The sequence below is a fragment of the Tsukamurella sp. PLM1 genome (assembly GCF_023168325.1).
Classification (GTDB): domain Bacteria; phylum Actinomycetota; class Actinomycetes; order Mycobacteriales; family Mycobacteriaceae; genus Tsukamurella.
On the sequence record NZ_AP025688.1, the window covers coordinates 252,794 to 275,526 of the forward strand.

A 22,733-nucleotide genomic window follows, 5' to 3' on the forward strand; every position below is an offset into this window, starting at 1 on the left:
GGATGCTCGGACACGGGCAGCGCGCCCAGGAGCGGGGACAGCAGGGCGGCCGAGCCGAGCGTGCCCGCGGCGAGGATCACCTCGTCCGCGTCGATCCGGCCGCGGTCCGTGATCACCCCGCTCACCCGGCCGCCGGCGGCGACGAGCCGCTGTGCCTCGGCCCGCACGAGCCGCGGGCCCGTCACGCCGGGATCGTCGGTCGTGCCGGCGAGGAACGCCTCCGCCGCGGTGCGCCGCCGGCCGGTCGTGCGGTTGGACCGCACCCGGTTGAGCCCGACGCCGGGCCACGGCCCGCTTGCGCGGGGAACCCGTGCGCCCCAGTACTCCTCGAACGCCGTCGGCACCGCGCCCAGCTCGGTGTCGGCGAAGGGCGTCACGCGCATCGCGGCCTCGACCCGGGCGAAGGCGTCGCCGATCTCGGTGGGCGGGTACGGCCAGGCGGTGTAGTCGCGGCGGTGGCCGCGCAGGAAGTAGCCGCCGTTGACGGCGGACGATCCACCGACGCCGCTGCCGCGCACCACGTCCCGCCCGCGTGCTTCGGTCGTGCGGCATACCCGGACGGCCCCGGGCTCGACGGGCAGCCGGGTGAGCGCCGTGACGTCGGGGCCGGGCGGGGTGAGCGGCCCGCGCTCGAGCAGCAGGACCCGGCGGGCGGGATCGCGGGCCAGGTGCGCCGCCACGAGGCAGCCGGCGCTGCCCGCGCCCACGACGACGACGTCGGCGGAGGTCATCGGCGGGTGAGTGTCGGACGCAGCGCGCCGGGGTCGCGGCGGGTGAGGGCGCCCTGCCACACGCCGAGGCCGTAGGCCAGGTCGTCGAGACGGTGCAGGGCCGCCCAGGTGAACGGATCAGGATGCCGCGCCGACGGTTCCGCGAGTACCGCGGCCACCCAGGTCGCGGCGGCCTCCGCGATCGCGGCGGTCAGCAGTGGCCGCCGGAACCGCGGGACGATCAGCGCAGCCGCGGCGGCGAGCGGCCAGTGGTGACGCAAAAGCGCCGACCAGCCCTGCAGCGCTCCGAACCAGGCGGCGCGCGCGACGTTGCGGGCGGCCACCGCGTCGCCGGCGGGCACGGCGCGCAGGGCGCGGCGCAGCCGGACGAACATCCAGGCGTACACCGCCGCGGAGACCAGTGCGCCGCACCGGGTCCGGGAGAGCAGGCCCACCGTCGCGACCGCGCCGGGCACGGTCGTCACGACGGGCGCGGCGGCGGCGCCGTGCCGCCGGGCGAGCTCCGCGGCGCCGGTGCCGTAGAACCTGCGGCGGCCGAGCAGCTGACGCAGGCCGTACCGGTGCTCGTGCCCGACCCGCGCCCCCGGCTCGTAGCGCACCGTCCGGCCCGCCGCCGCGAGCCGCCAGCACAGGTCCACGTCCTCCGCCACACGCAGCGATTCGTCGAATCCGCCCGCGCCCGTGAGCGCCTCGCGGCGGGCGAGGAGCGCGGCGGAGGGCACGTACGCGAGCGGGCGGCCCGGCGCGGCGGCCGCGGGGCGCGGCCCCATGTCCAGGCTCGAGTACCGGTCGGCGTACACCGCGACGGGCCGCAGCCGCGAGGGCCGCCCGAGGCCGACGATGCGCGGCGCCACCAGGGCGACGCCGGGATCCGCGAAATGCCAGGCGGACCGGGCGAGCCAGCCCGGCTCCGGCACGGTGTCCGAGTCGAGGAAGGCCACCAGCTCGGTGTCGGCGAGCCCGGCCCCGCGGTTGCGCGCCGCGGCGGGGCCCACGTTGCGCGGCAGCCTCAGCACCCGGACCGACGGTGCGCCGCCCACCCGGATCGGGACCGGCGAACCGTCGTCCACCACGATCACGGGCAGTCCCGGCCGGTCCGCGAGCAGGCTCGCGAGCAGGCGGTCGACACCGGACTGGTTGTCGCGCACCGGGATCACCACGGTCACACTCGGGGGCGGCGGGGGTGGGTCCGGAGGGACGGGGTCGGCCACGCCGGCGTCGAGGAGGCGGCGGGCGAGGCGCCGCGTGTCGTCGTCCGCGACGACGAGGGTACCGTCCGGGCCGATCATCGCGGCCGCCGCGCGGGACAGGGTGAGCACGCGCAGCGGGGAGCCGCCGACGAGGTGCTCGCCGCGGCGGGTGACGGCGGGCGCGATCCGGATGGCGAAGCCCTCGGGCAGGTTCCGCTCGGCGGGGGCGGTCACCGGAGCCGCCCGGCGTCGTCGACGCGCCAGGCGTGCAGGGCCGCGGCGAGGTCCGCGGCGAGCCGCTCGACGAGCCTCTCGCCGTGGTCGGCCGAGGCGTCCGTCGGGTCGCCGAGCACGCCGTTCGCGGACACCGCGGCGGTGCCGCCGGCCTCCAGCGCGCCCATGAGTTCGCCGATCGGCGCGGTGTTGCCGGGTTCGATCCAGCTGCGGCGCACCGCGTCCGGGGCGAGCGCGAGTAGCACGGAGGTCTCGGTCGCGCCCGCGTGCGCGTCGGCGGCGGGGAAGGCGCACGGGAACCAGGCCGCGTCGCGGCCCTCGTACCGCAGCCGCCGCACGGCGTCGGCCAGTGGCCGTGCGTTGCCGCCGTGCCCGTTGACGATCACCAGGCGCCCCGCCCACCGGGACGCGCTGCGCCCCAGCTCGATCAGCACGGTGCGCAGGGCCTCCTGGCCGATGGAGACGGTGCCGGGGAAGTCCTCGTGCTCGCCCGAGGCGCCGTAGGGGAGTGCCGGGCCGAGGACGGCGGTGCCGTCGGGCGGGGTGAGCCGGGGGCACCGTCGGGCGGCGTGGGTGAGGCGGCGTCGACGGCCCGCCGCGCGACCTCCACCGCGATGCGGGTGTCGGTGTCCACCGGGAGGTGTGGGCCGTGCTGCTCGACGGAGCCGAGGGGCACGACCAGCACCGGCCGGACCCCGTCGAGGTCCGGCCAGGTGAGGTCGGCGAGGCGCGCCATGGGGTGTCAGCCGCCGAAGACGCGCTCGAAGCCGTCCGGGATGATCAGGTCCTCGCGGCTGAGCTCGGCCACGTCGGCGCGGCCGAGGCCCATGAGGGTGGAGTCGACGCCCATGCGCAGCAGGTCGAGCACGTTCTCGACGCCCGCCTGCCCGTTCGCGGCGAGGCCCCACAGGTACGCGCGGCCGATCATCACGGCCTTGGCGCCGAGGGCGAGGGCCTTGACCACGTCGCTGCCGCGGCGGATCCCGCCGTCCAGCAGGACGTCCACGTCGCCGCCCACGGCGTCGGCGATGGGGCCGAGGACGCGGATGGTGGCGGGCGTCCCGTCGAGGTTGTTGCCGCCGTGGTTGGACACCGAGATGGCCGTGGCGCCGATGTCGACTGCGCGCTTGGCGTCGTCGAGGCGCGAGACGCCCTTGACCATGAACTCACCGTCCCACTGCTCGCGCAGCCACTGCAGGTCGTCCCACGTGGGCGGGGGCGTGTGCATCCACTGCCCGTAGACGTCGAAGAAGGTGGGGCCGGGCTGCCCCTTGTCGGCGATGTTCGGTGCCGTGAGATCCGGGATCTCGAGCTTGCCACCGCGGAACCAGCTCAGCGCGTACTTGGGCTTCAGAACCATCTCGGGTGCGAGGCGGGCGACGGCCTTCACATCGACCCGCTCGGGGATCTCGGGGCTGCCCCAGTCGCGGCCGATGTTGAAGACCCAGTCGGTGGTCACGATCAGGCCCTGGCACCCGGCTTCGCGGGCCCGCTGGACGCGCGCCAGGATGTCCTCGCGGCTGCCCAGCCAGTAGATCTGGAAGAAGATCTTGTCGTTGACCTCGGTGACCTCCTCGACCGGCTTGGAGGCGAAGCTGGACAGACCCATCGCGGTGCCGCGCGCCGCGGCGGCGCGGGCGACGGTGACCTCGCCGTCGATGTCGACCGCCTGCACGCCGGTCGGTGAGATCATCACGGGGAAGGCCAGTTCCTGGCCCATCACCTTCGTGGCCAGGTTGCGTTCCGGCGCGACGCCGACCACGTGCGGCGCGAAGCCGATCTCATTGAAGGCCTCGACGTTGTCGCTCAGCGTGATCCCGCCCTGGGTGCCGGCGACCAGCGACGAGTACACCGTCTTCGGGAGGCGCTGCTTAGCGCGGCGTTGGGCCTCGTGGACCGTCTCGAACCACGGGTTGCGGCGCCAGGGGTTCTTCTCGGCGAGTTCGGAGAGTGTCGGCATGGTTCGTCTTTCGTCAGGCGCAGCCGGTGGCGGAGCAGCCGGTGGCGGTGGTGGGGGCGAACCCGGCGAGGGGGTTCTCGTCGCAGTCGCGTGACGGCGGCCGGGTCATCAGTGTCAGCGGCACGCCGCGGGAGTGGTCCTTGTTCGCGGTGGGTTTGGTGCGTTCCCCGGCGAGCAGCGATTCGCCATAGCCCTGCACGCATTCCGGGTCCGGTCCGTCCATCGGCAGACCGGTGAAGAACTTGGCGGCCATGCACCCGCCGCGGCAGGAGTCGAAGAAGCTGCACTGGGTGCAGGCGCCGGCGCTCTGCGGCTCGCGCAGCGAGCGGAACAGGTCGGATCCCTGCCACACCCGCTGGAAGCCGCCGTCGGCGGTGACGTTTCCGGCGAGGAAGTTCTCGTGGATGGCGAAGGGGCAGGCGTAGACGTCGCCGACGGGGTCGATCAGGCACACGACGCGGCCGGCGCCGCATAGGTTCAAACCGGGCAGTGCGCCGCCGCCGGATCCGCCGAATGCTGACAGGTGGAAGAAGGAGTCGCCGGTGAGCACGCCGTCGCCGTGGGCGACGAGCCAGTCGTACAGTTCGCGCTGCTGCTCCGGGAGCGGGTGCAGATCGTCCCAGACGTCGGCGCCGCGGCCCGACGGGCGCAGCCGGGTGATCCGCAGCGTGGCGCCGTACCGGTCCGCCAGGGCCTTGAACTCGTCGAGCTGGGCGACGTTCTCGCGGGTCATCACGACGCTGATCTTGGCGTCGGCGAAGCCGGCATCCGCCAGGTTCTCCAGCGCCCGCACCGCCATCGCGAAGGAGCCCGGGCCACGGACGGCGTCGTTGACCTCGGCGGTGGCGCCGTCGAGGGAGATCTGCACGTCCACGTAGTCGGAGTCGGCGAGCCGCCGGGCGACCTCCGGCGTGATCCGCAGGCCGTTGGTCGAGAACTTCACGCCCACCTGGTGCTCGGTGGCGTAATCCACCAGTTCCCAGAAGTCGGGGCGCACGGTCGGCTCTCCGCCGCCGATGTTGACGTAGAAGACCTGCATGCGCTGCAGCTCGTCGATGATGGCCTTGCACTGCTCGGTGCTGAGCTCGCGGGGGTCCCGCTTGCCGGAGCTCGACAGGCAGTGCACGCAGGCGAGATTGCACGCGTAGGTGAGCTCCCAGGTCAGGCAGATGGGCGCGTCGAGGCCGCGCTCGAACTGGTCGACGAGGCGGCCGACGGGGCGGGCTTGGGGCTTCTCGATGGTGGTCATGTCGATCACTCCTGATCGGTTGCCGGGATGATCATCCCGGACCCGCACAGCGCGTCGAGGGTCCGGACGTACCGCGGGCGGTCGGCGGGCGCGACGGGGGCCGCGTCGAGGGCGTCGTCCGCGGACGGATGGGTGTGGAGGGTGCGCACCAGGTCGACCACGACGAGGTCCTTGAGGAAGGACAGCTTGCGCGTTCCGAAGTGGTAGAGCAGGGCGCCGAAGGGCTCGGGGCGCACCGCGACTCGGGGATTGAGCCGCCAGCTGAGTGAGGTGTCGAAGAGCACGGGTTCGGGGAGGGCCGGGCCCCGGCGGCGGCAGCGCCGCCGGAGGCCGGTGCGGTTGCGGCGGTCATCAGTAGACGCCGCACATCCCGTCGATGGAGACTTCCTCCACCAGTGACTCGGTGACGAGTTCGTCCTGCGTTTCGGTGTGGCTCTCGGACATGGGATTTCCTCCTCGTTCTTCTGAATGTGGTGCACATCACACGGTAATGACACTGAGTGCAGAATCAAGAGTTGCGCCGAAATCCCCTCCAACCGGGCAGGTCGGATAGACTCCGCGCGGAGGTGGGAGCAGATCGCCGGCGCGGAGGTGGGTCATGGCCGCAGTCAGGCGCAGCGGGCCGCTCGGCGGTCGGCCCAGCGCGACCACGCGAGGGCACCTCAGCGCCGTCGCCATCGACATGTTCATCGAGCGCGGCTTCGACGAGACCAGTGTCGACGACATCGCCGCCGCCGCGGGTATCGCCCGCCGCACCCTGTTCCGCTACTACCCGTCGAAGAACTCCCTCGCCTGGGGCGAGTTCGACGACCACCTCGACGGCCTTCGCCGGATCCTCGCCGAGCCGGCCGCGGGACGGTCGCTGGGCGAGGAGCTGCGGGACGCCATCGTCTCGTTCAACGCGGTCCCGGCGGAGGCCGTGGAGAGTCACCGCCGGCGGATGCGGCTCCTGCTCACCGTGCCTGCGCTGCAGGCGCATTCGATGATCATGTACGCGGACTGGCGGCAGGTGATCGCCGAGCACTGCGCCGCGCGGATCGCGGCGCGATCCACCGATCACATCCCCCAGACGGTCGCCTGGATGGCGCTCGGGGTGGCCCTCGCCGCGTACGAGCAGTGGCTCGCGGAACCCGGCGTCGAACTGGAGGCGCTCCTGCGCACCGGCTGCGACCTGCTGATCGACAGCGTCGCCGCACTGACCGGCTGAGGGCGTCAGTCCGGCGCGGTCCAGCGCTGCGGGCGGCGGAAGGCGCGGTCGAGGAGCTGGTCGGGGGCGAGCCGTAGGGCGGTGTCGCGCGCGAGGGCGACGAGCGGGTTCGGCCACTGACCGGCGGCGCCGAGCAGATGCGCCTGCCGTGCGATGCGCTGTGTCCGCGCCCGCCGCGCCTTGTCGTACGCGCCCAGCTTCGCCGGGACCACCCGCGGGTCCGGGTCGCTCGCGTGGGGCCGCAGCAGCGAGACGAGCACCGCGGCGTCCTCCAGCGCGAGGTTCGCGCCCGGCCGAGCGTGGGCGGCATGGCGTGGGCGGCGTCGCCGACCAGGGTCGCCTGCCCGCGCGAGTAGGTGCGCAGGGGATGCGCGAGCCGCTCGATCGGCTGGTACCCGATCCGCGCCGGATCGGTGGCCGCGACGAGATCGGGGATGGGGCCGTGCCAGTCGCCGTAACGGGCGAGCAGTTCGTCGGGCTCGGGCACGTCGTCGGCCGCGGAGGGCCGCACGGCGAACCAGTACACCCGCCCGTCGCGCAGCGGCATGTAGCCGAACCTCTCACCGCGGCCGAAGGTCTCGCCTCCGTCGGGCAGTTCGACGGGCGTGTCGGTGATGCCCCGCCACGCCCCGTAGCCGCAGTAGGCGGCACCCGGATCGCCCGCGTGGCTGCCCCGCACGCGGCTGCGGATCCCATCCGCGCCGACGATGACGTGCGCGTCCTCCAGCAGCCCGCTCGGCCCCAGGTCCAGGGTGGCCCGGCTCATCCCCTCCACCCGGATCCCCGGCCGGACGGTGTCCGGCGCCAGGCCGCCGAGGAGTGCCCTGTGCAGGTCGGTCCGATCCACCACGCGCAGGTCGGCGACGGTGGTCGGCGCGAACGTGGCGAGCATCGTGCCGTCGTGCCGTCGGGTTCCGATCGGGATCGACGGCGGACCGTCGGCGGTGACGGCCCGCACCCGGTCCTCCAGGCCGAGCGAGCGCAGGGCGGCGAAACCGTTCGCGAACAGCGACAGGCCCGACCCGCGGGGGAGGAAGCGGGCGGCCTGTTCGAGGACGATCACCTCGGCGCCGGCTCGCTGCAGCCCGGACGCGGCGGCGATTCCGCCGATGCCCGCGCCGACGATCGCCACGCGCAGAGAGTTCGTCCTCCACATGCGCTTCACGCTAGTGCTGAAACCGTGCGGTGTCACCGAGGTGTGCGCCACCCGACGAGTGGGGAACCGCGGTTTCCGGACGCCGGCACGGCGAGTGGCGCGGCCCCGCCTAGACCGCCGCGCCCAGCAGCGATTCCAGGGCCCGCGCCATGTCGGGTGCCTCGATGCGCATGAGCACGGCCTCGTCGACGCCGGCCAGGTCGACGCCGGAATCCGCGAGGCGCAGCTCGCGCTCCTCCTCCGCCGCCTCGATCACGTTGCGCACGAACCGGCCGTTGCCGAGCCGGTCCAGCCGGTCGGCGACCCGGGTGCAGCAGGTCTCGAGGACGGCCGCCGCGTCGCCGGTGAGCACCGCGTCGCGGGAGCGGGCCATCGCGGCGCCGATCTCGGCGAGCTCGCCGGGGGAGTAGCCGGGGAACCGGATCCGGCGCGCGAACCGGGAGGCCAGGCCCTCGTTCGAGTCGAGGAAGCGGTCGATCTCCGCGTCGTACCCCGCGACGATCACTACCAGCCGGTCGCGGTCGTTCTCCATCCGGGCGAGCAGCGTGTCGATCGCCTCGCGGCCGAACGCGTCGCCGCCCGATAGGCCCTCCTGCACGAGTGTGTAGGCCTCGTCGATGAACAGCACCCCGTCGAGCGCCGAATCGATCACCGCGCCCGTCTTCTGCGCGGTGGCGCCGAGGTACTGGCCCACGAGGTCGCGCCGCGGCACTCCACCACGGTGTCGGTGGCCAGCAACCCGAGCCCGCGGTACATCCGGGCCACGATCCGCGCCACCGTCGTCTTGCCCGTTCCCGGCGGTCCCGTGAACGCCAGGTGCAGCGAGCGGGAGCCGCTGGCGAGTCCGCGGTCGGCGCGCACCCGCGCCAGCTCCATCGTGGTCTTCAGACGCGTGACCTGTTCCTTGACCTCTCGCAATCCCACCTGCCGTTCCAGCTCGGCCGCGGCGTCGGCGAGGAGATCGGCGGCGGGCTCGGTGCCGGCCTCGGGAGCGGCGGCCGGCACGCTCGTCTCGAGCACCAGGCGGTGGCCCGGGTCGCGCAGCGCGGCCTCGGCCGGCGGGTACGACGGTGCGGCCCGCTCCAGCAGCGCGCGGGCGCCGTCCTCGTCGCCCTGCTCGCGCAGGACGAGCCCGTGGCAGTACTGCGCCGCGGCGGCGGCGCCCGGCACCGGCCCGTCGGCGGCCGCCGACAGCAGCCGGGCGGCCTCGGCGAACCGGCCCAGCTGCGCGGCGGCGGATCCGGCGAGGGTGCGGGCGGCCGCGGCCAGGACGGCGTCGTCCCAGGCGTCGATGCCGGCGAGCGCGGACGCGACGTCCGGCCACCGTCGGGACCGGGAGGCGACGACCGCGCGCTGATACGCGACCACCGGCTCCGCGGGCGCGGCCTCGAGAACGCGGTCGGCCTCGTCGGGCGCGCCGTCGGCGAGCAGGCGCGCCGCGTACGCGACGTGCGCGGTCACGGCGTCGCGCAGCGGATAGTCCACGTACAGACCGGTGGCGAACGACGCGCAGAGCGTGCCGGGCGGCAGTCCCAGCCGCCGGGCGGCCGCGCCGATCCGGTCCGCGCAGCGATGCAGCGCGGCCAGGACCTCGGCGGTGGCCTCCCCGGCCGCGGCGCGGCCCAGCCACGCGTCGGCCAGCGCCGGATCGGCCGTCGTGGCCGCCTCGAAGGCGCGCCGGGCGAGCGCGGGATCGACCGGCGCCGAATCGAACTCCCCGACACCGTGGCCGAGAGCGGCGACGCCGGCGCGGAAGGCGGTGAGCGCGGACGTCGCCGAAGCCGAAGCAGAAGTCATAGGTCCCCCCGAACCGTGCAGGGATCCCCCGATCCCTCCCCGCCAAACTAGCCGGGGTCAGCGCGCGAGGAGGGCGATCTCGCGGATCTCCGCGAGATCGGGGCCGTACTCGTCCGACGACCAGAACCGCAGCCGCCAGGTGTCGGCGCCCTCGCCCGCGTGCCGTGCCGAGGCCTCCACCTCGTAGAACCCCCGCGCCATCGGGAACTCGACCACCTCGCCGGGACCGTCACCGTCGAGCCCGCTGTCTGGGGAGAACCACTCGACCGAGCCCGAGGTGTCGACGCACAACTGGGTGCGCAGCACCGTGTCCCACTCGCCCTCGGGGTGCGGCGGTGAGTCCCAATGCTCGAACTCGACGGGCATCGCGGTCTGGTTGCGGGACGGGGAGGCGAAGCCGGCGGTGGCGCGGTTGGTCGCGGCGCCGTGCACCGTGACGGCGGCCAGCAGGTCGTCGGGGACGCGGTGGCCGAAGCAACTGCCGAAGAACTTGCCGCCCCGCAGGTCGAGCACGCCGGACAGCTGCATCAGGATCTGGGGCTCGAGTCGCATGCCACCATTGTGGCGGATACCCGACTCAGGGTTCCTCCCGATGCCGCAGGCCTGCCGTTTCTGGCATTCTCGATGGCATGTCACAGACTCCGTTCCAGACGGTCCCGGCGCCGCCCGCCGCCCCGGCGGTGGCCGCGCGCGCCGTGAACGTCACCAAGGTCTACGGCGAGGGCGACAACGCCGTCTACGCGCTCGCGGGGATCTCGGTGGACTTCCGGGCCGGCGAGTTCACGGCGATCATGGGGCCGTCCGGCTCGGGCAAGTCGACGCTCATGCACTGCCTGGCGGGTCTCGACGCCGCGAGCGGCGGATCGATCGTGGTGGGCGGGACCGAGCTGACGTCGCTGAACGACAAGCAGATCACCGAGCTGCGGCGCGACCGGATCGGGTTCGTGTTCCAGAGCTTCAACCTGGTGCCCACCCTGACGGCGCTGGAGAACATCACGCTTCCGCTCGACATCGCGGGGCGCAAGCCGGACGAGCAGTGGCTGAACGCGGTGATCGACCGGCTGGGCCTGCGGCCGCGGCTGGGGCACCGGCCCACCGAGCTGTCCGGCGGGCAGCAGCAGCGCGTGGCGTGTGCTCGCGCCCTGGTGGGGCGGCCCGAGATCGTCTTCGGCGACGAGCCCACGGGCAATCTCGACTCCCGGTCCGGCGCGGAAGTCCTGTCCATCCTTCGGGCCGCGGTCGACGACTTCCGGCAGACTGTCGTGATCGTCACGCACGACCCGCGCGCCGCGTCCTACGCCGACCGGGTGGTGTTCCTCGCCGACGGCCGCATCGTGGACGAGATGCGCCGGCCCACCGCGGAGCGCGTGCTGGAGAAGATGATCCACCTCGACGAGCTCGTCGCCCGCTGATGGCCTCTCCGATGCGGCGCGTGGCGCTGCGGAACCTCATGGCGCACAAGGGGCGCCTGGTCCTGACGGTGCTGTCCGTGCTGCTCGGCACGTCATTCATCGCCGGCTCGATGGTGTTCACCGGAACGCTGTCGAAGGCGTTCGACGGGATCTCCGACCAGATCGCGGTGGGCGTCGACGCGCGGGTGTCGCCGAAGAACGCCCAGGGGCAGGGCGGATTCGGTCCGGCCGGGCCGGGCGTCCCGCTGGCGGTGGCCGATGAGGTGAAGGCCGTTCCCGGCGTGCGCGTGGTGGCTCCGGCGATCACCGGCACGATCGCGCTGCGCGACGGCAACGGCGACGTGGTCGCGCCCACCGGCGCGCCGCAGGTGGGCGGTGCCTACCTGCCGCCGGGGGAGAACCTCGATCCGTCCGGCCTGAAGCTCACCGCGGGGCGCGCACCGTCGGGCCCGAACGAGATGGTGCTCAACGATTCCGCCGCCGATCGGCTGAAGCTCCCGGTGGGCGCGAGAACCACGATCGTGGCCCCGCACTCGCCCGGTCCCGTCGACGTGACCGTCGTCGGCACGTACTCGGTGTCGATCGACTCCGGCGGGTACGTCGGCGCCCTGTTCGCGAAGGACGAGGCGCAGAAGTTGTTCGGCGACGGTGCCACCGCCCCGTACATCGACATCGGTGCGGCGCAGGGCACCACGCCCGAGCAGTTGCGCGATTCCCTGGCGGCGAAGCTGCCGGAGCTGAAGGTGCAGACCGGGGCCGAGGTCCGGCAGGAGTTCGAGGACACGATCAACCAGGGCCTGAGCTTCCTCAACTACTTCCTCGTGGCGTTCGGCCTGATCGGCCTGCTGGTGGGCGTTTTCATCATCTACAACACGTTCTCGATGCTGGTCGCGCAGCGGCTGTCGGAGCTGGCGCTCCTGCGTGCCATCGGTGCGAGCCGCGGCCAGGTGCGCAACTCGGTGGTGTTGGAGGCGCTGGTCGTGGGTGTGGTCGGCAGTGCGCTGGGCCTGGCCGTCGGCATCGGTCTCGCGGTGCTCCTGCGCACGGCCGTCACCGCGGCGGGCGCGGGCTTCCCCGACGGCGGCCTGTCGGTCAGCCCCTCGGTGATCGTCACGGTCATGGTGGTCGGCACCGTCGTCACCGTGATCTCGGCGTTGATCCCCGCCGTGCGCGCGTCCCGGGTGCCGCCCGTCGCGGCGATGCGGGCGCAGGACGGCGGCTCCGCCGCGTCGGTGATGGTCCGCGGCGCGGTCGGCGCGGCGCTGCTGCTGTGCTCGCTCGCGCTGCTGTTCGTTGCCACCACGGAGGTCGGGGCGGGCGCGGCGATCGTCGTCGGCATCGCCGGCTTCGGGCTGATCCTGGCCGTCGTGATCGGCGGGCCGGCGCTCGTGGCGCCGCTGCTGGGCGGCGTCGGCAGGGTGCTCGCGGCGCCGTTCGGTCCGGCGGGCCGGCTGGGCCGCACCAATGTGATGCGCAACCCGCAGCGCACCACGGCGACCGCGTTCGCACTGGTCATCGGCGTGGCGTTGGTCGGCGTCATCGGCACGCTGGGGGCGTCGATGCAGAAGTCGATCGACGCCCAGGTCGACAGCGGCATCCGCTCCGACCTGGTGCTGCAGGCACCGTCGCTGGGCATGCCGCCGGCCGCGCTCACGGCGATCGAGGGCGTGCCCGGGATCGGCACGAAGACCGTGCTCTACGGGGTGCCCGCGCGCGTCGGGGACGACCGGGTGTCCGTCCTCGGGGTCGACGGTGACGTGACCTCCGTGTTCAACCTCACCCGCGCGTCCGGCGACCTGACGCTACGGGCGGGCGGCATGCTGGTGGACGACAGGACCGCCCGCGAACGCGGCTGGGGCGTGGGCTCGAAGGTCGCCCTGGGCTCGGCGGTGGGCAGGGAGAAGGCCGCGGTCACCGTCACCGGGATCTACGAGGGCAAGGGCGGCATGCTGTCCGGGCCCGTGGTGGCCGCCCCGGACCTGAACGTGCTGTACCCGCCGGCGCGGGGTTCGTCGTCGCCGATCGTGACTCCGCAGTCGGTGTACATCAACGCTGCCGAAGGGACCTCCGTGGAGGCGTTGAAGGAGCGCCTGCGAGAGTCCGTGAAACCGCTGCTGGTGGTGAACGTCGACGACCAGCAGGATCTCAAGGATCAAGCGGGCCAGGCGATCACGGCCATGATGGGGGTGCTGTACGCGCTGCTCGGGCTCGCGGTGGTGATCGCGATCCTGGGGATCATCAACACCCTGGCGCTGTCGGTGGTCGAGCGCCGGCGGGAGATCGGCATGCTGCGCGCCATCGGTCTGGTCCGGGGGCAGGTGCGCCGCTCGATCTACCTCGAGTCGATGCTGATCGCGGTTTTCGGCGCGGCGCTCGGCCTCGTCCTGGGCGTGCTGCTGGGCGTGTCGCTGGTCAACGCGCTGCGCGACGAGGGCCTCGGCTCCGTCGTGGTGCCGTGGCCCACGGTGATCGTGATGCTGGTGGCGTCCGCGTTCGTCGGCGTGGGCGCGGCGATCCTCCCGGCCATCCGCGCCGCCCGCACGCCGCCGCTCGCGGCCATTGCGGAGGGCTGATCCCGCCGCTGTCACAGATCCTGCGCGGTCGGTGTCCACTGTGCGGAAGGCTCATTTCTCGCATGAGGAGGCAATCATGAAGGTCGTCGTGATCGGCGCGGGCTACGCGGGCGTCATCGCCGCGAACCGGCTGGTGAGGAAGTCCGGATCCGGCGGCACCGTGCAGGTGTCGATCGTGAACCCGCGGTCGGAGTTCGTCGAGCGGGTGCGGCTGCACGAGCACATCGCCGGCAGCGGCACGGCCGTGACACCGCTCGCCGAGATGCTGGACCCGCGGATCCGGCTGGTCGTGGGCACCGTCGACAAGATCGGCGACGGTACGCTCCTGCTCGCCGACGGCACGTCCTGCCCTTCGACCGCGCGATCTACGCCGCGGGCGGAGCGCCGACGGCACCGTCGGGGGCGTACGTGGTGGGCGCGCTCGAGTCCGCCGACGAGGCGCGCCGGGCGCTCGCGGACCTGCCCGACGGGGCCGCGGTCACCGTCGTGGGCGGCGGCCTGACCGGCATCGAGACCGCCGCGGAGGTCGCCGAGGCCCGGCCCGGCCTGCGGGTGACGCTGCGCAGCGAGGGCGAGGTCGGGGCGTCGCTCGGGCCCGGTGCGCGGGCGCGGGTGCGCCGCGACCTCGACCGCCTCGGCGTACTCGTCGAGCGCGGCCGGTTCGACGGTGCCGGCTCCACCGACGCGGTGCTCTGGGCGGTCGCGAACCAGGTCAGCGACCTGGCGGCGCGCAGCGGGCTGGAGGTGGACGCCGACGGGCGGGTGGTCGTCGATGAGTTCCTGCGCAGCGTCTCCGACCCGCGGATCGTCGCGGTGGGCGACGGCGCGGCGGTTCCGGGCGCGCGTCTGAGCTGCCAGACCGCGCTGCCGCAGGGCATGCACGGCGCCACCAATCTGGTCCGGGAGCTGGCTGGGACGCCGATGCGGCCGTACTCGATGGGGTACACGGGGCAGAACGTCTCGATCGGCCGACGGCGCGCGGTGATCCAGGCGGCCCGCCGCGACGACACCCCCACCCGCATTCAATTCGGCGGCCGCGCAGCGGCACTCGTCAAGGAGTTGGTCTGTCGCGGGGCCAAGGGGGCCACCCGGACGGCGCGGTTCGCCTGGCTTCCGGCGCCGCGATGACCGGGCCGGGGACGCACGCCGAGCAGGTGTTCGCCGAGCACCGGCCGCTGCTGTTCTCCGTCGCGTACGAGATCCTCGGCAGCGTCGCTGATTCCGAGGACGTGCTGCAGGAGACCTACCTGCGCTGGCGCGAGGTGGATCTCGACGCCGTGGAGCATCCCCGGGCGTATCTCGCCCGGATCGTGACCCGGCAGGCGCTGAACGCGCTGCGCACCGCGGCGCGACGGCGGGAGGATTACGTGGGGCCGTGGCTGCCGGAGCCGCTCGAGGCACCGTCGGGCGACGGGCCCGCCGAGCACGTGCTCACCGGCGAGGCGGTGACCACGGCGATGCTGCTCGTCCTCGAATCCCTCAGTCCCACCGAGCGTGCCGTGTTCGTGCTGCGCGAGGTCTTCGACTTCGGCTACCCCGAGATCGCCGAGGCCGTCGGCAAGAGCGAGGCGGCCGTACGGCAGACCGTGCACCGCGCGCGCGGGCACGTGCGGGCCAGGCGGCCGCGTGAGGTCGTGGATCCGGAACGGGCGCAGGGTGTCGCCGAGCGCTTCCTCCTCGCCGCGGCGACGGGCGACGTCCAGGCGCTGATGGACGTTCTCGCGCCGGACGCGGTGTATCTGGGCGACGGCGGCGGCGTGAAGTCCGCGGCGCGGCGGCCGGTCCTCGGCGCGGACCGGGTGGCGCGGATGATGATCGGTACCCTGCGCAAGTCGGCGAACTTCGGCGAGATGAGCCTGCGATCCGCCGTGTACAACGGCATGCCGGCGATGGTCGTGTCGTTCGACGGTGCCGTCGACCTCGTGCTGTGCGTCGAGGTCGGAGACGGGCGGGTGTCTGCCGTCTACGTCGTGCGCAATCCGGACAAGCTGCGCCGGGTCGCCGGATGATCGAGCTGCCGCGGCGGGAAGCGACGTCGGCCGTCAGCGCTTGCGGAGGACCAGGACCAGGTTGGAGACGAGGAGCTCGCGCAGCACCGGCACGCGGACCATCCACCAGGCCCAGGACGGGTGGTAGCGGGGAACGCGGCAACCAGGTCCGCGTTCTCGACGGTGTGGGCCCAGTCCAGGCCGTCCGTGGCGGTGACCCGGAACAGGGAGGTGCCGTAGAGGTTCTTCGGCGGATGCCCGTGTTTGCGGGTGTACATGCGGGCCGCGCGGGCACCCCGAGGTAGTGCGTGAGCCCCATCTCGTGACCGCCGAACGGCCCGTACCAGAGCGTGTAGCTCAGGATCACCATTCCGCCGGGCCGGGTCGCCCGCAGCATCTCGTCGCCCATCGTGCGCCAGTCCCGCACGTGCTCGGCGACGTTGGACGACAGGCACACGTCGACGGCGCCGTCGGCGACGGGGAGCGCGAGACCCGAGCCCCGCAGGCCCCGCGAGGAGGTGATGCCGGCGGCGTGCGCCTCGGACGGGTCGGGTTCGACCGGGATGTAGACGGCGCCGTGCTCGGCGAACGCGTCCTCGAAGTAGCCGGGGCCGCCGCCCACGTCGAGGATGACGGCGCCGTCGAGATCGCCGTACAGGTCGCCGGTCAGCTCGACGGTGTCGCGCGCCAGCGAGCCGTAGAACCGGGCGGGCTCCGACTGCTCGAAGCGGAAGTCGGACAACAGCCCCACCGAGCGGCGTAGCACGGCGCGGCGACGGAGTTGTTTCGTCGCGTTCTTCCAGGTGGCGGGGTACACGCAGACGGACGGTACCCTAGAACGCGTGCGTGAGGTCCTCCTGCTGTGTTGGCGTGACACCCGCCACCCGCAGGGTGGCGGCAGTGAGCTGTACCTCGAGCGCGTCGGCGAGGAACTGGCCGCCCGCGGCGTCCGCGTAACGCTGCGGACGGCGATGTACCCGGGTGCGGCCAGGTCGGAGACAGTGCGCGGCGTGCGCATCTCCCGCGGCGGCGGACGCTTCACGGTCTACCCGCTGGCGCTGCTGGCGATCGTGCTGGCGCGGTTCGGCCGGGGCCCGCTGCGCGGCATACGTCCCGACGCGGTGATCGACACGCAGAACGGCATTCCCTTCTTCGCGCGGCTCGTGGCGGGCGTGCCCGTCACGGTGCTGGTGCACCACTGCCACCGCGAGCAGTGGCCCGTCGCGGGCCGGCTCGTGGCGCGGATCGGGTGGTTCATCGAGTCGCGGCTCTCGCCGTGGGTGCACCGCGCGTCCCAGTACCTGACGGTGTCGCTGCCGTCGGCGGAGGAGCTCGCGCTGCTCGGCGTCGGCCCGGAGCGGGTAGCCGTGGTGCGCAACGGGATCGACTCCGTGTCCCCGGGGTCGCGGACGTGCGTTCGGTGTCGCCGCGGATGGTGGTGCTGTCCCGGCTCGTGCCGCACAAGCAGATCGAGGACGCCCTCGACGTGCTCGCCCGCCTGCGCCACCGCATCCCCGATCTGCATCTCGACGTCATCGGCAGCGGGTGGTGGGACGCCGAGCTGTACGCGCACGCCGCGAAGCTCGGCGTCCTCGACCGGGTGACATTCCACGGGCACGTCACCGAGCAGCGCAAGCATCGGCTGCTCTCGCGCGCCTGGGTGCACGTCATGCCGTCGCGCAAGGAGGGCTGGGGCATCACCGTGATCGAGGCGGCGCAGCACGGCGTGCCCACCGTGGGGTACGTGTCGTCGCGAGGGCTGACGGATTCCGTGGTCGACGGTGCCACCGGGCTTCTGGTGCGCGATCTCGCCGGGCTCACCGAATCGGTGCACACTGTGCTCAGCGACCCGCTGCTGCGGGAGGAACTCGGCGCGAAGGCGCAGGAAAGGGCGGGCGAGTTCTCCTGGCCCGCCACCGCCGACGGCGTCTCCCGCGTGCTGGCGGCATCCGTCGCGGGGGAGCGCGTCGGCGGCCTCGTCTGATTCGGCGAGGTGACCTGGGGCCGCGCGGGCACGTGGTGCTCCGAGAAGCGATGCTTGCGACGCATCGCCGCGTCTGCGCAGGTCGCGGCGTCCGGTGGGGAGCGAATGTCGCGCGGGGGTCAGTCGGTCCCTGACCGCAAGCGCGGCTTCTGGTGGGGGTGCGAACGTAGGGTGGGCGGATCGGCGTCGCGCGGGGGACGACACCAGGTGAGGGCCGACGCCCGGTGGGGGGCACCGTCCAGCGCGTCTCCTACGGTCCCGACCCGATGCGTTCGCTCACAGCTGCACTCGCCGACGCGGAGGGCGCGGTCGTCGTAGCCTGAAACGGTGGCTGAACCCGAGAAGCGGCGTCCCGCGATCCTGACCGTCGACGACGATCCCAGCGTGTCCCGCGCGGTGGCCCGCGACCTGCGGCGCACGTACGGCGACGAGTACCGGATCGTGCGTGCCGAGAGCGGCGAGCAGGCCCTGGAGGCGCTCAAGGAGCTCAAGCTCCGTGGCGACCTGGTGGCCGCGATCCTCGCCGACTATCGCATGCCGCAGATGACGGGCCTGGAGTTCCTCGAGGCCGCGATGGACGTCTACCCGGGCGCCCGCCGGCTGTTGCTCACCGCGTACGCGGACACCGGCGCCGCGATCGAGGCGATCAACGTTGTCGATCTCGACCACTACCTGCTCAAGCCGTGGGACCCGCCGGAGGAGAAGCTCTACCCCGTCATCGACGCGCAGCTGGAGGCCTGGCTGTGCAGCGACCACCGGCCCGTCCCGGAGACGAAGGTCGTCGGCCACCGCTGGTCGGCCCGCTCCTCGGAAGTGCGGGAGTTTTTGGCCCGCAACCAGATCCCGTACCGGTGGTACACCGCCGAATCGACCGAGGGACAGCGGCTGCTGGCCGCCGCGGGCAGCGACGGCCAGCTGCTCCCGCTCGTCGCCGCCGCGGACGGGACCGCGCTGTGCGCACCGTCGGACAGCGAACTGGCCGAACACGTGGGCCTGAACACCACCCCGGCGGAGGAGTTCTACGACCTCGTCGTGATCGGCGCCGGCCCCGCGGGGCTGGGCGCGGCCGTATACGGCGCCTCGGAAGGGCTGCGGACGGTGCTCATCGAGCGGTCCGCCACGGGCGGGCAGGCCGGACAGAGCTCCCGCATTGAGAACTACCTCGGCTTCCCCGACGGGGTCTCGGGCACCCAGCTCACCGACCGGGCGCGGCGGCAGGCCACCAAGTTCGGCGCCGAGATGATCACCGCCGCCGACGTCGTCGCGCTCGAGGTGACGGGGTCCGGGAGGCGCGTGCGGTTCGCCGACGGCACCGTCGTGGGGGCGCACACCGTCATCCTTGCGACGGGTGTCGCGTACCGGCAACTGGACGCGCCCGGCATGGAACGGCTCACGGGCGCGGGCATCTTCTACGGCTCCGCGATGACCGAGGCGCCGGCCTGTGCGGGCCAGGACGTCTACATCGTGGGCGGCGCGAACTCCGCGGGCCAGGCCGCGGCGTACCTGTCGCGGGGCGCCCGCTCGGTCACCCTGCTGGTGCGCGGCCCGTCGCTGGAAGCGTCGATGTCGTACTACCTCATCCAGCAGCTGAACGCGATCGACAACGTGCACGTCAAGCCCCATACCCAGGTGGTCGAGGCGCACGGCGACGACCACCTCACGCGGCTCACGCTGCGCGACACGCAGTCGGGTGAGACGGAGCAGGTCCCGGCGGATTTCCTGTTCGTCTTCATCGGCGCCGAGCCGCGCACGGACTGGCTCGACGGCGTCGTCGCGCGCGACGGGCGGGGCTTCCTGTTAACGGGCCCGGACCTCGCGCTCGACGGTGCCTCCCCGCGCGGTTGGGAGCTGGACAGGCCGCCGTTCCACCTGGAGTCGAGCGTCCCCGGCATCTTCGTCGCCGGCGACGTGCGCTCCGAATCGGCGAAGCGCGTCGCCTCCGCGGTGGGCGAGGGCGCGATGGCCGTGATGTTCGTGCACCGCTATCTGGAAGGAGTCGACTCGTGAGCACCCACGACCCGTGCTTCGTCGACGAGCTGCGCACCCTGTTCCTGTTCGAGAAGCTCAGCGAAGAGCAGCTCGAGTGGCTGTGCGAGCGCGGCCATGTGGAGACCTTCCCGGCCGGCCCCGTCTACTCCACCGGTGACCCGGCGCGGTGGCTGTACGTCCTGCTCGGGGGCACGATCGCGCTGTCGCAGAAGGTGGGTGACGCGGAGGTCGAGACCACCCGCACCGACCAGCGCGGCGTCTACTCGGGCGCGTGGTCGGCGTTCCTCGGCAAGGGCGGGCCGGCGCAGAAGCAGTACAACTCGTCGATGCGCGCGGTGACGCAGGCGCAGTTCTTCATGCTGCCCGCCGCCGACTTCAACGAGGCGATGCACGAGTGGTTCCCGATGGCGGTGCACCTGTTGGAGGGTGTCTTCTACGGCGGCCAGCGCACGCGGCAGATCGTCGAGCAGCGTGAGCGCCTGCTGGCGCTCGGCTCGCTGTCCGCGGGCCTGACCCATGAGCTGAACAATCCTGCGGGCGCGGCCACCCGGGCGGTCTCGGAGCTGCGGACCCGCGTCGGCGGCATGCGGCACAAGCTGGCGGGGATCGCCGGCGGCAAGCTCGACCGGACCCGCCTGGTGGACCTCGTGAAGTTCCAGGAGGAGGCCGTCGAGGCGGTCGCGGTCGCACCGGATCTCGGCCCGCTGGAGGCCTCCGACCGGGAGGACGAGCTCATCGATTGGCTCGACGATCACGACATCGGCGACGGGCACGTGCTCGCCCCCGTCTTCGTGGCGGCGGGTCTGCAGACCGACTTCCTCGATCGCGTGGCGGGCGCGCTGGACGATGGGCCGGTGCTCTCGGGCGCGCTGCGGTGGTTGTACTACACCGTGGAGACCGAACTGCTCATGAACGAGATCACCGATTCCACGGACCGGATCTCGACCCTCGTCCAGGCGGCCAAGCAGTACTCGCAGATGGACCGAGCGCCCTTCCAGGTGCTCGACGTGCGCGAGCTGCTCGACAGCACCGTCGTGATGCTGAGCCGGAAGCTGGGGGACGTCACCGTCGTCCGCGAGTACGCCCCGGATCTCCCCGACATCAAGGGCTACGGCGCCGAGCTGAATCAGGTGTGGACCAACCTCATCGACAACGCCGTGCAGGCCATGGACGGTTGCGGCACCCTGACGCTGCGCGCGCGCCGCGAGGAGGCTTCGGTCGTCGTCGAGGTCGCCGACACCGGCTCCGGTATCCCCGCCGACGTGCTGCCACGCATCTTCGAGCCCTTCTTCACCACCAAGGGCGTCGGCGAGGGAACCGGTCTGGGACTGGACATCTCGTGGCGGATCGTCGTCAACAAGCACCACGGCGACCTGGCGGCGCGGTCCGAGCCGGGGAACACCGTCTTCGCCGTGACGCTGCCCATCGACGGCCCGCAACGCGAGGAGATCGCCGACCCCGAGGTTTCGGAAACCCCCGCGCACTGAGCTCGACGTCTCGGCGACCCGATCAATGCGAGGATGGCTATAGCCGTACCCGGACCAGGAGGAGAATCGTGCCGCAGACCGTCAGAGGAATCATCGCCCGCAGCAAGGGAGCGCCCGTCGAGGTCGCGGGGATCGTCATCCCCGATCCGGGCCCCGGTGAGGTGGTGGTCGCGGTGCAGGCGTGCGGCGTCTGCCACACCGACCTGCACTACCGCGAGGGCGGCATCAACGACGAGTTCCCCTTCCTGCTCGGCCATGAGGCAGCGGGCGTCGTCGAAACCGTCGGCGAGGGTGTGGATCACGTGGCGCCCGGGGATTTCGTGATCCTCAACTGGCGCGCCGTGTGCGGCCAGTGCCGCGCCTGCAAGCGGGGAAGCCGCAGTACTGCTTCGACACCTTCAATGCCACGCAGAAGATGACCCTCGAGGACGGCACCGAGCTCTCGCCGGCTCTCGGCATCGGCGCCTTCGCGGAGAAGACCCTGGTCCATCAGGGCCAGTGCACCAAGGTCGATCCCGAGGCCGACCCCGCCGTGGTGGGCCTCCTCGGCTGCGGCGTGATGGCCGGCCTGGGTGCCGCCGTGAACACCGGCGGCGTCTCCCGCGGCGACACGGTGGCCGTGATCGGGTGCGGCGGCGTGGGAGACGCGGCGATCGCGGGCGCCCGCCTCGTGGGCGCGCGCACCATCATCGCCGTCGACCGGGACCCGAAGAAGCTGGAGTGGGCCCGCGAGCTGGGCGCCACCCACACCGTGAACGCCGCGGAAGTCGATGCGGTGGAGGCGATCCAGGAGATCACCGACGGGTTCGGCGCCGACGTGGTGATCGACGCCGTGGGCCGGCCCGAGACGTGGAAGCAGGCCTTCTACGCCCGCGACCTCGCGGGCACCGTCGTCCTGGTGGGCGTGCCCACCCCGGACATGACGCTGGACATGCCGCTCATCGACTTCTTCTCGCGCGGTGGGGCTCTTAAGTCGTCGTGGTACGGCGACTGCCTGCCCGAGCGGGACTTCCCGCAGCTCGTGGACCTGTACCGGCAGGGGCGCCTGCCGCTCGAGAAGTTCGTCACCGAGCGGATCGGTCTCGACGAGGTGGAGCAGGCCTTCGAGACCATGCACCGCGGCGAGGTGCTGCGCTCGGTGGTGGTCCTGTGACGCTGCGGGTTGAAAAGGTCGTCACCAGTGGCCAGTTCAGCCTCGATGGCGGTACCTGGGACGTCGACAACAACGTGTGGCTCGTCGGCGACGACAGCGAGGTCGTGGTGATCGACGCCGCCCACGCGGCCGACCCGATCATCGAGGCCGTCGGCGGGCGGACCGTGCGTGGAATCGTCTGCACCCACGGACACAACGATCACGTGACCGTCGCGCCGGAGCTGTCCGACCGGCTCGACGCGCCGATCCGGCTGCACCCCGGCGACGACGTGCTGTGGGACATGACCCATCCGGGCGTCGGCCACGAGAACCTCACCGACGACGGCCGGATCGCCATCGGCGGCACGGAGATCCGTGTGATCCACGCGCCCGGACACTCGCCGGGATCGGTGTGCCTGTACCTGCCGGAGGCGGGGCAGCTGTTCAGCGGCGACACCCTGTTCGCCGGCGGGCCCGGCGCCACGGGGCGCTCCTACAGCGACTTCTCGGTGATCATCGAGTCGATCCGCGACCGGCTGTTCGCGCTGCCGCCCGAGACGAGGGTCAACACGGGCCACGGCGACGGCACCACTCTCGGTGCCGAGTCCCCGCATCTGGAGGAGTGGATCCGCCGGGGCCATTGA

At 72.7% G+C, this 22,733-nt stretch carries 17 protein-coding genes and 6 pseudogenes; 10 read left to right on the forward strand and 13 right to left on the reverse strand.

The features are described from left to right. Positions 1-98: 98 nt before the first annotated feature. The 7 genes and pseudogenes from MTP03_RS01275 to mftA all read right to left on the reverse strand — a co-directional run. Positions 99-731 (reverse strand): annotated as a pseudogene (locus MTP03_RS01275) (FAD-dependent oxidoreductase); the annotation flags it as partial. Continuing rightward, complete coding sequence (mftF, locus tag MTP03_RS01280) at positions 728-2,155, reverse strand: mycofactocin biosynthesis glycosyltransferase MftF (protein WP_248490235.1); 1,428 nt, start codon at positions 2,153-2,155, stop codon at positions 728-730. The gene mftF and the pseudogene MTP03_RS01275, both read right to left, overlap by 4 nt. Beyond that, positions 2,152-2,891, reverse strand: a pseudogene (mftE, locus tag MTP03_RS01285) (mycofactocin biosynthesis peptidyl-dipeptidase MftE). The gene mftF and the pseudogene mftE overlap by 4 nt, the downstream one beginning before the upstream one ends. A 6-nt stretch (positions 2,892-2,897) precedes the next feature. Beyond that, positions 2,898-4,115 carry a pre-mycofactocin synthase MftD gene (mftD, locus tag MTP03_RS01290; protein ID WP_248490236.1) on the reverse strand — a complete coding sequence of 406 codons (1,218 nt, stop codon included), beginning with the start codon at positions 4,113-4,115 and terminating at the stop codon, positions 2,898-2,900. A gap of 13 nt (positions 4,116-4,128) precedes the next feature. Continuing rightward, positions 4,129-5,364, reverse strand: coding sequence for a mycofactocin radical SAM maturase (mftC, locus tag MTP03_RS01295; RefSeq protein ID WP_248490237.1), 1,236 nt, complete (start codon positions 5,362-5,364; stop codon positions 4,129-4,131). Positions 5,365-5,369: 5 nt separating this feature from the next. After that, positions 5,370-5,648, reverse strand: a complete 279-nt coding sequence (gene mftB / locus MTP03_RS01300; RefSeq protein ID WP_371820846.1) for a mycofactocin biosynthesis chaperone MftB — start codon at positions 5,646-5,648, stop codon at positions 5,370-5,372. 67 nt (positions 5,649-5,715) lie between these two features. Further along, on the reverse strand, positions 5,716-5,808 hold the full coding sequence (gene mftA / locus MTP03_RS01305) for a mycofactocin precursor MftA (protein WP_248490238.1): 93 nt from the start codon (positions 5,806-5,808) through the stop codon (positions 5,716-5,718). A gap of 154 nt (positions 5,809-5,962) precedes the next feature. Here mftA and mftR point away from each other — a divergent pair, with 154 nt between their 5' ends. Beyond that, on the forward strand, positions 5,963-6,571 hold the full coding sequence (gene mftR, locus MTP03_RS01310; RefSeq protein WP_248490239.1) for a mycofactocin system transcriptional regulator: 609 nt from the start codon (positions 5,963-5,965) through the stop codon (positions 6,569-6,571). Between the two features lie 5 nt (positions 6,572-6,576). On the opposite strand, the gene MTP03_RS01315 is transcribed toward mftR, so the two are convergent. The 5 genes and pseudogenes from MTP03_RS01315 to MTP03_RS01335 all read right to left on the reverse strand — a co-directional run bounded on the left by MTP03_RS01315 (position 6,577) and on the right by MTP03_RS01335 (position 10,076). Beyond that, positions 6,577-6,831, reverse strand: coding sequence for a hypothetical protein (locus MTP03_RS01315; protein ID WP_248492376.1), 255 nt, complete (start codon positions 6,829-6,831; stop codon positions 6,577-6,579). A 92-nt stretch (positions 6,832-6,923) separates the two neighbouring features. Beyond that, positions 6,924-7,727 (reverse strand): annotated as a pseudogene (locus MTP03_RS23225) (FAD-dependent monooxygenase); the annotation flags it as partial. A gap of 109 nt (positions 7,728-7,836) precedes the next feature. Then, on the reverse strand, positions 7,837-8,439 hold the full coding sequence (locus MTP03_RS01325; RefSeq protein WP_248490240.1) for an AAA family ATPase: 603 nt from the start codon (positions 8,437-8,439) through the stop codon (positions 7,837-7,839). Beyond that, on the reverse strand, positions 8,376-9,524 hold the full coding sequence (locus MTP03_RS01330; protein ID WP_248490241.1) for an AAA family ATPase: 1,149 nt from the start codon (positions 9,522-9,524) through the stop codon (positions 8,376-8,378). The genes MTP03_RS01325 and MTP03_RS01330 overlap by 64 nt, the downstream gene beginning before the upstream one ends. Before the next feature lie 57 nt (positions 9,525-9,581). Beyond that, on the reverse strand, positions 9,582-10,076 hold the full coding sequence (locus MTP03_RS01335; protein WP_248490242.1) for a hypothetical protein: 495 nt from the start codon (positions 10,074-10,076) through the stop codon (positions 9,582-9,584). Positions 10,077-10,153: 77 nt separating this feature from the next. Between MTP03_RS01335 and MTP03_RS01340 the strand changes: the two genes are divergently transcribed. The 4 genes from MTP03_RS01340 (at position 10,154) to MTP03_RS01355 (ending at position 15,518) form a co-directional block, all read left to right on the forward strand. After that, positions 10,154-10,936: an ABC transporter ATP-binding protein gene (locus tag MTP03_RS01340; protein WP_248490243.1), complete on the forward strand. Its 783-nt coding sequence runs from the start codon at positions 10,154-10,156 to the stop codon at positions 10,934-10,936. Between the two features lie 11 nt (positions 10,937-10,947). Next, complete coding sequence (locus MTP03_RS01345; RefSeq protein WP_248492350.1) at positions 10,948-13,509, forward strand: ABC transporter permease; 2,562 nt, start codon at positions 10,948-10,950, stop codon at positions 13,507-13,509. Between the two features lie 363 nt (positions 13,510-13,872). Next, positions 13,873-14,637: an FAD-dependent oxidoreductase gene (locus MTP03_RS01350; protein ID WP_248492351.1), complete on the forward strand. Its 765-nt coding sequence runs from the start codon at positions 13,873-13,875 to the stop codon at positions 14,635-14,637. Beyond that, positions 14,634-15,518 (forward strand): RNA polymerase sigma-70 factor, encoded by an 885-nt coding sequence (locus MTP03_RS01355; RefSeq protein WP_248490244.1) that lies wholly within the window; start codon positions 14,634-14,636, stop codon positions 15,516-15,518. Before MTP03_RS01350 ends, MTP03_RS01355 begins: the two co-directional genes overlap by 4 nt. 33 nt (positions 15,519-15,551) lie before the next feature. Here MTP03_RS01355 and MTP03_RS01360 read toward each other — a convergent pair. Then, positions 15,552-16,314: pseudogene (locus tag MTP03_RS01360) on the reverse strand (class I SAM-dependent methyltransferase). A 25-nt stretch (positions 16,315-16,339) separates the two neighbouring features. Between MTP03_RS01360 and MTP03_RS01365 the strand changes: the two are divergent. The 5 genes and pseudogenes from MTP03_RS01365 (at position 16,340) to MTP03_RS01385 (ending at position 22,733) form a co-directional block, all read left to right on the forward strand. Then, positions 16,340-17,481 (forward strand): annotated as a pseudogene (locus tag MTP03_RS01365) (glycosyltransferase family 4 protein). Positions 17,482-17,808: 327 nt separating this feature from the next. Then, positions 17,809-19,488, forward strand: coding sequence for an FAD-dependent oxidoreductase (locus MTP03_RS01370; protein ID WP_248490245.1), 1,680 nt, complete (start codon positions 17,809-17,811; stop codon positions 19,486-19,488). After that, complete coding sequence (locus tag MTP03_RS01375) at positions 19,485-20,957, forward strand: ATP-binding protein (protein WP_248490246.1); 1,473 nt, start codon at positions 19,485-19,487, stop codon at positions 20,955-20,957. Before MTP03_RS01370 ends, MTP03_RS01375 begins: the two co-directional genes overlap by 4 nt. Before the next feature lie 68 nt (positions 20,958-21,025). Next, positions 21,026-22,110: pseudogene (locus MTP03_RS01380) on the forward strand (S-(hydroxymethyl)mycothiol dehydrogenase). After that, positions 22,107-22,733, forward strand: coding sequence for an MBL fold metallo-hydrolase (locus MTP03_RS01385; protein ID WP_248490247.1), 627 nt, complete (start codon positions 22,107-22,109; stop codon positions 22,731-22,733). Before MTP03_RS01380 ends, MTP03_RS01385 begins: the two are co-directional and overlap by 4 nt.

Bases quoted from the DNA above. Each gene is read 5' to 3' on its own strand.
- MTP03_RS01345 (WP_248492350.1), top strand. From the start codon at position 10,948: ATGCGGCGCGTGGCGCTGCGGAACCTCATGGCGCACAAGGGGCGCCTG.
- mftR (WP_248490239.1), top strand. From the start codon at position 5,963: ATGGCCGCAGTCAGGCGCAGCGGGCCGCTCGGCGGTCGGCCCAGCGCG.
- MTP03_RS01330 (WP_248490241.1), bottom strand. From the start codon at position 9,524: ATGACTTCTGCTTCGGCTTCGGCGACGTCCGCGCTCACCGCCTTCCGC.
- mftA (WP_248490238.1), bottom strand. From the start codon at position 5,808: ATGTCCGAGAGCCACACCGAAACGCAGGACGAACTCGTCACCGAGTCA.
- MTP03_RS01335 (WP_248490242.1), bottom strand. From the start codon at position 10,076: ATGCGACTCGAGCCCCAGATCCTGATGCAGCTGTCCGGCGTGCTCGAC.
- mftC (WP_248490237.1), bottom strand. From the start codon at position 5,364: ATGACCACCATCGAGAAGCCCCAAGCCCGCCCCGTCGGCCGCCTCGTC.
- MTP03_RS01355 (WP_248490244.1), top strand. From the start codon at position 14,634: ATGACCGGGCCGGGGACGCACGCCGAGCAGGTGTTCGCCGAGCACCGG.
- MTP03_RS01340 (WP_248490243.1), top strand. From the start codon at position 10,154: ATGTCACAGACTCCGTTCCAGACGGTCCCGGCGCCGCCCGCCGCCCCG.
- mftD (WP_248490236.1), bottom strand. From the start codon at position 4,115: ATGCCGACACTCTCCGAACTCGCCGAGAAGAACCCCTGGCGCCGCAAC.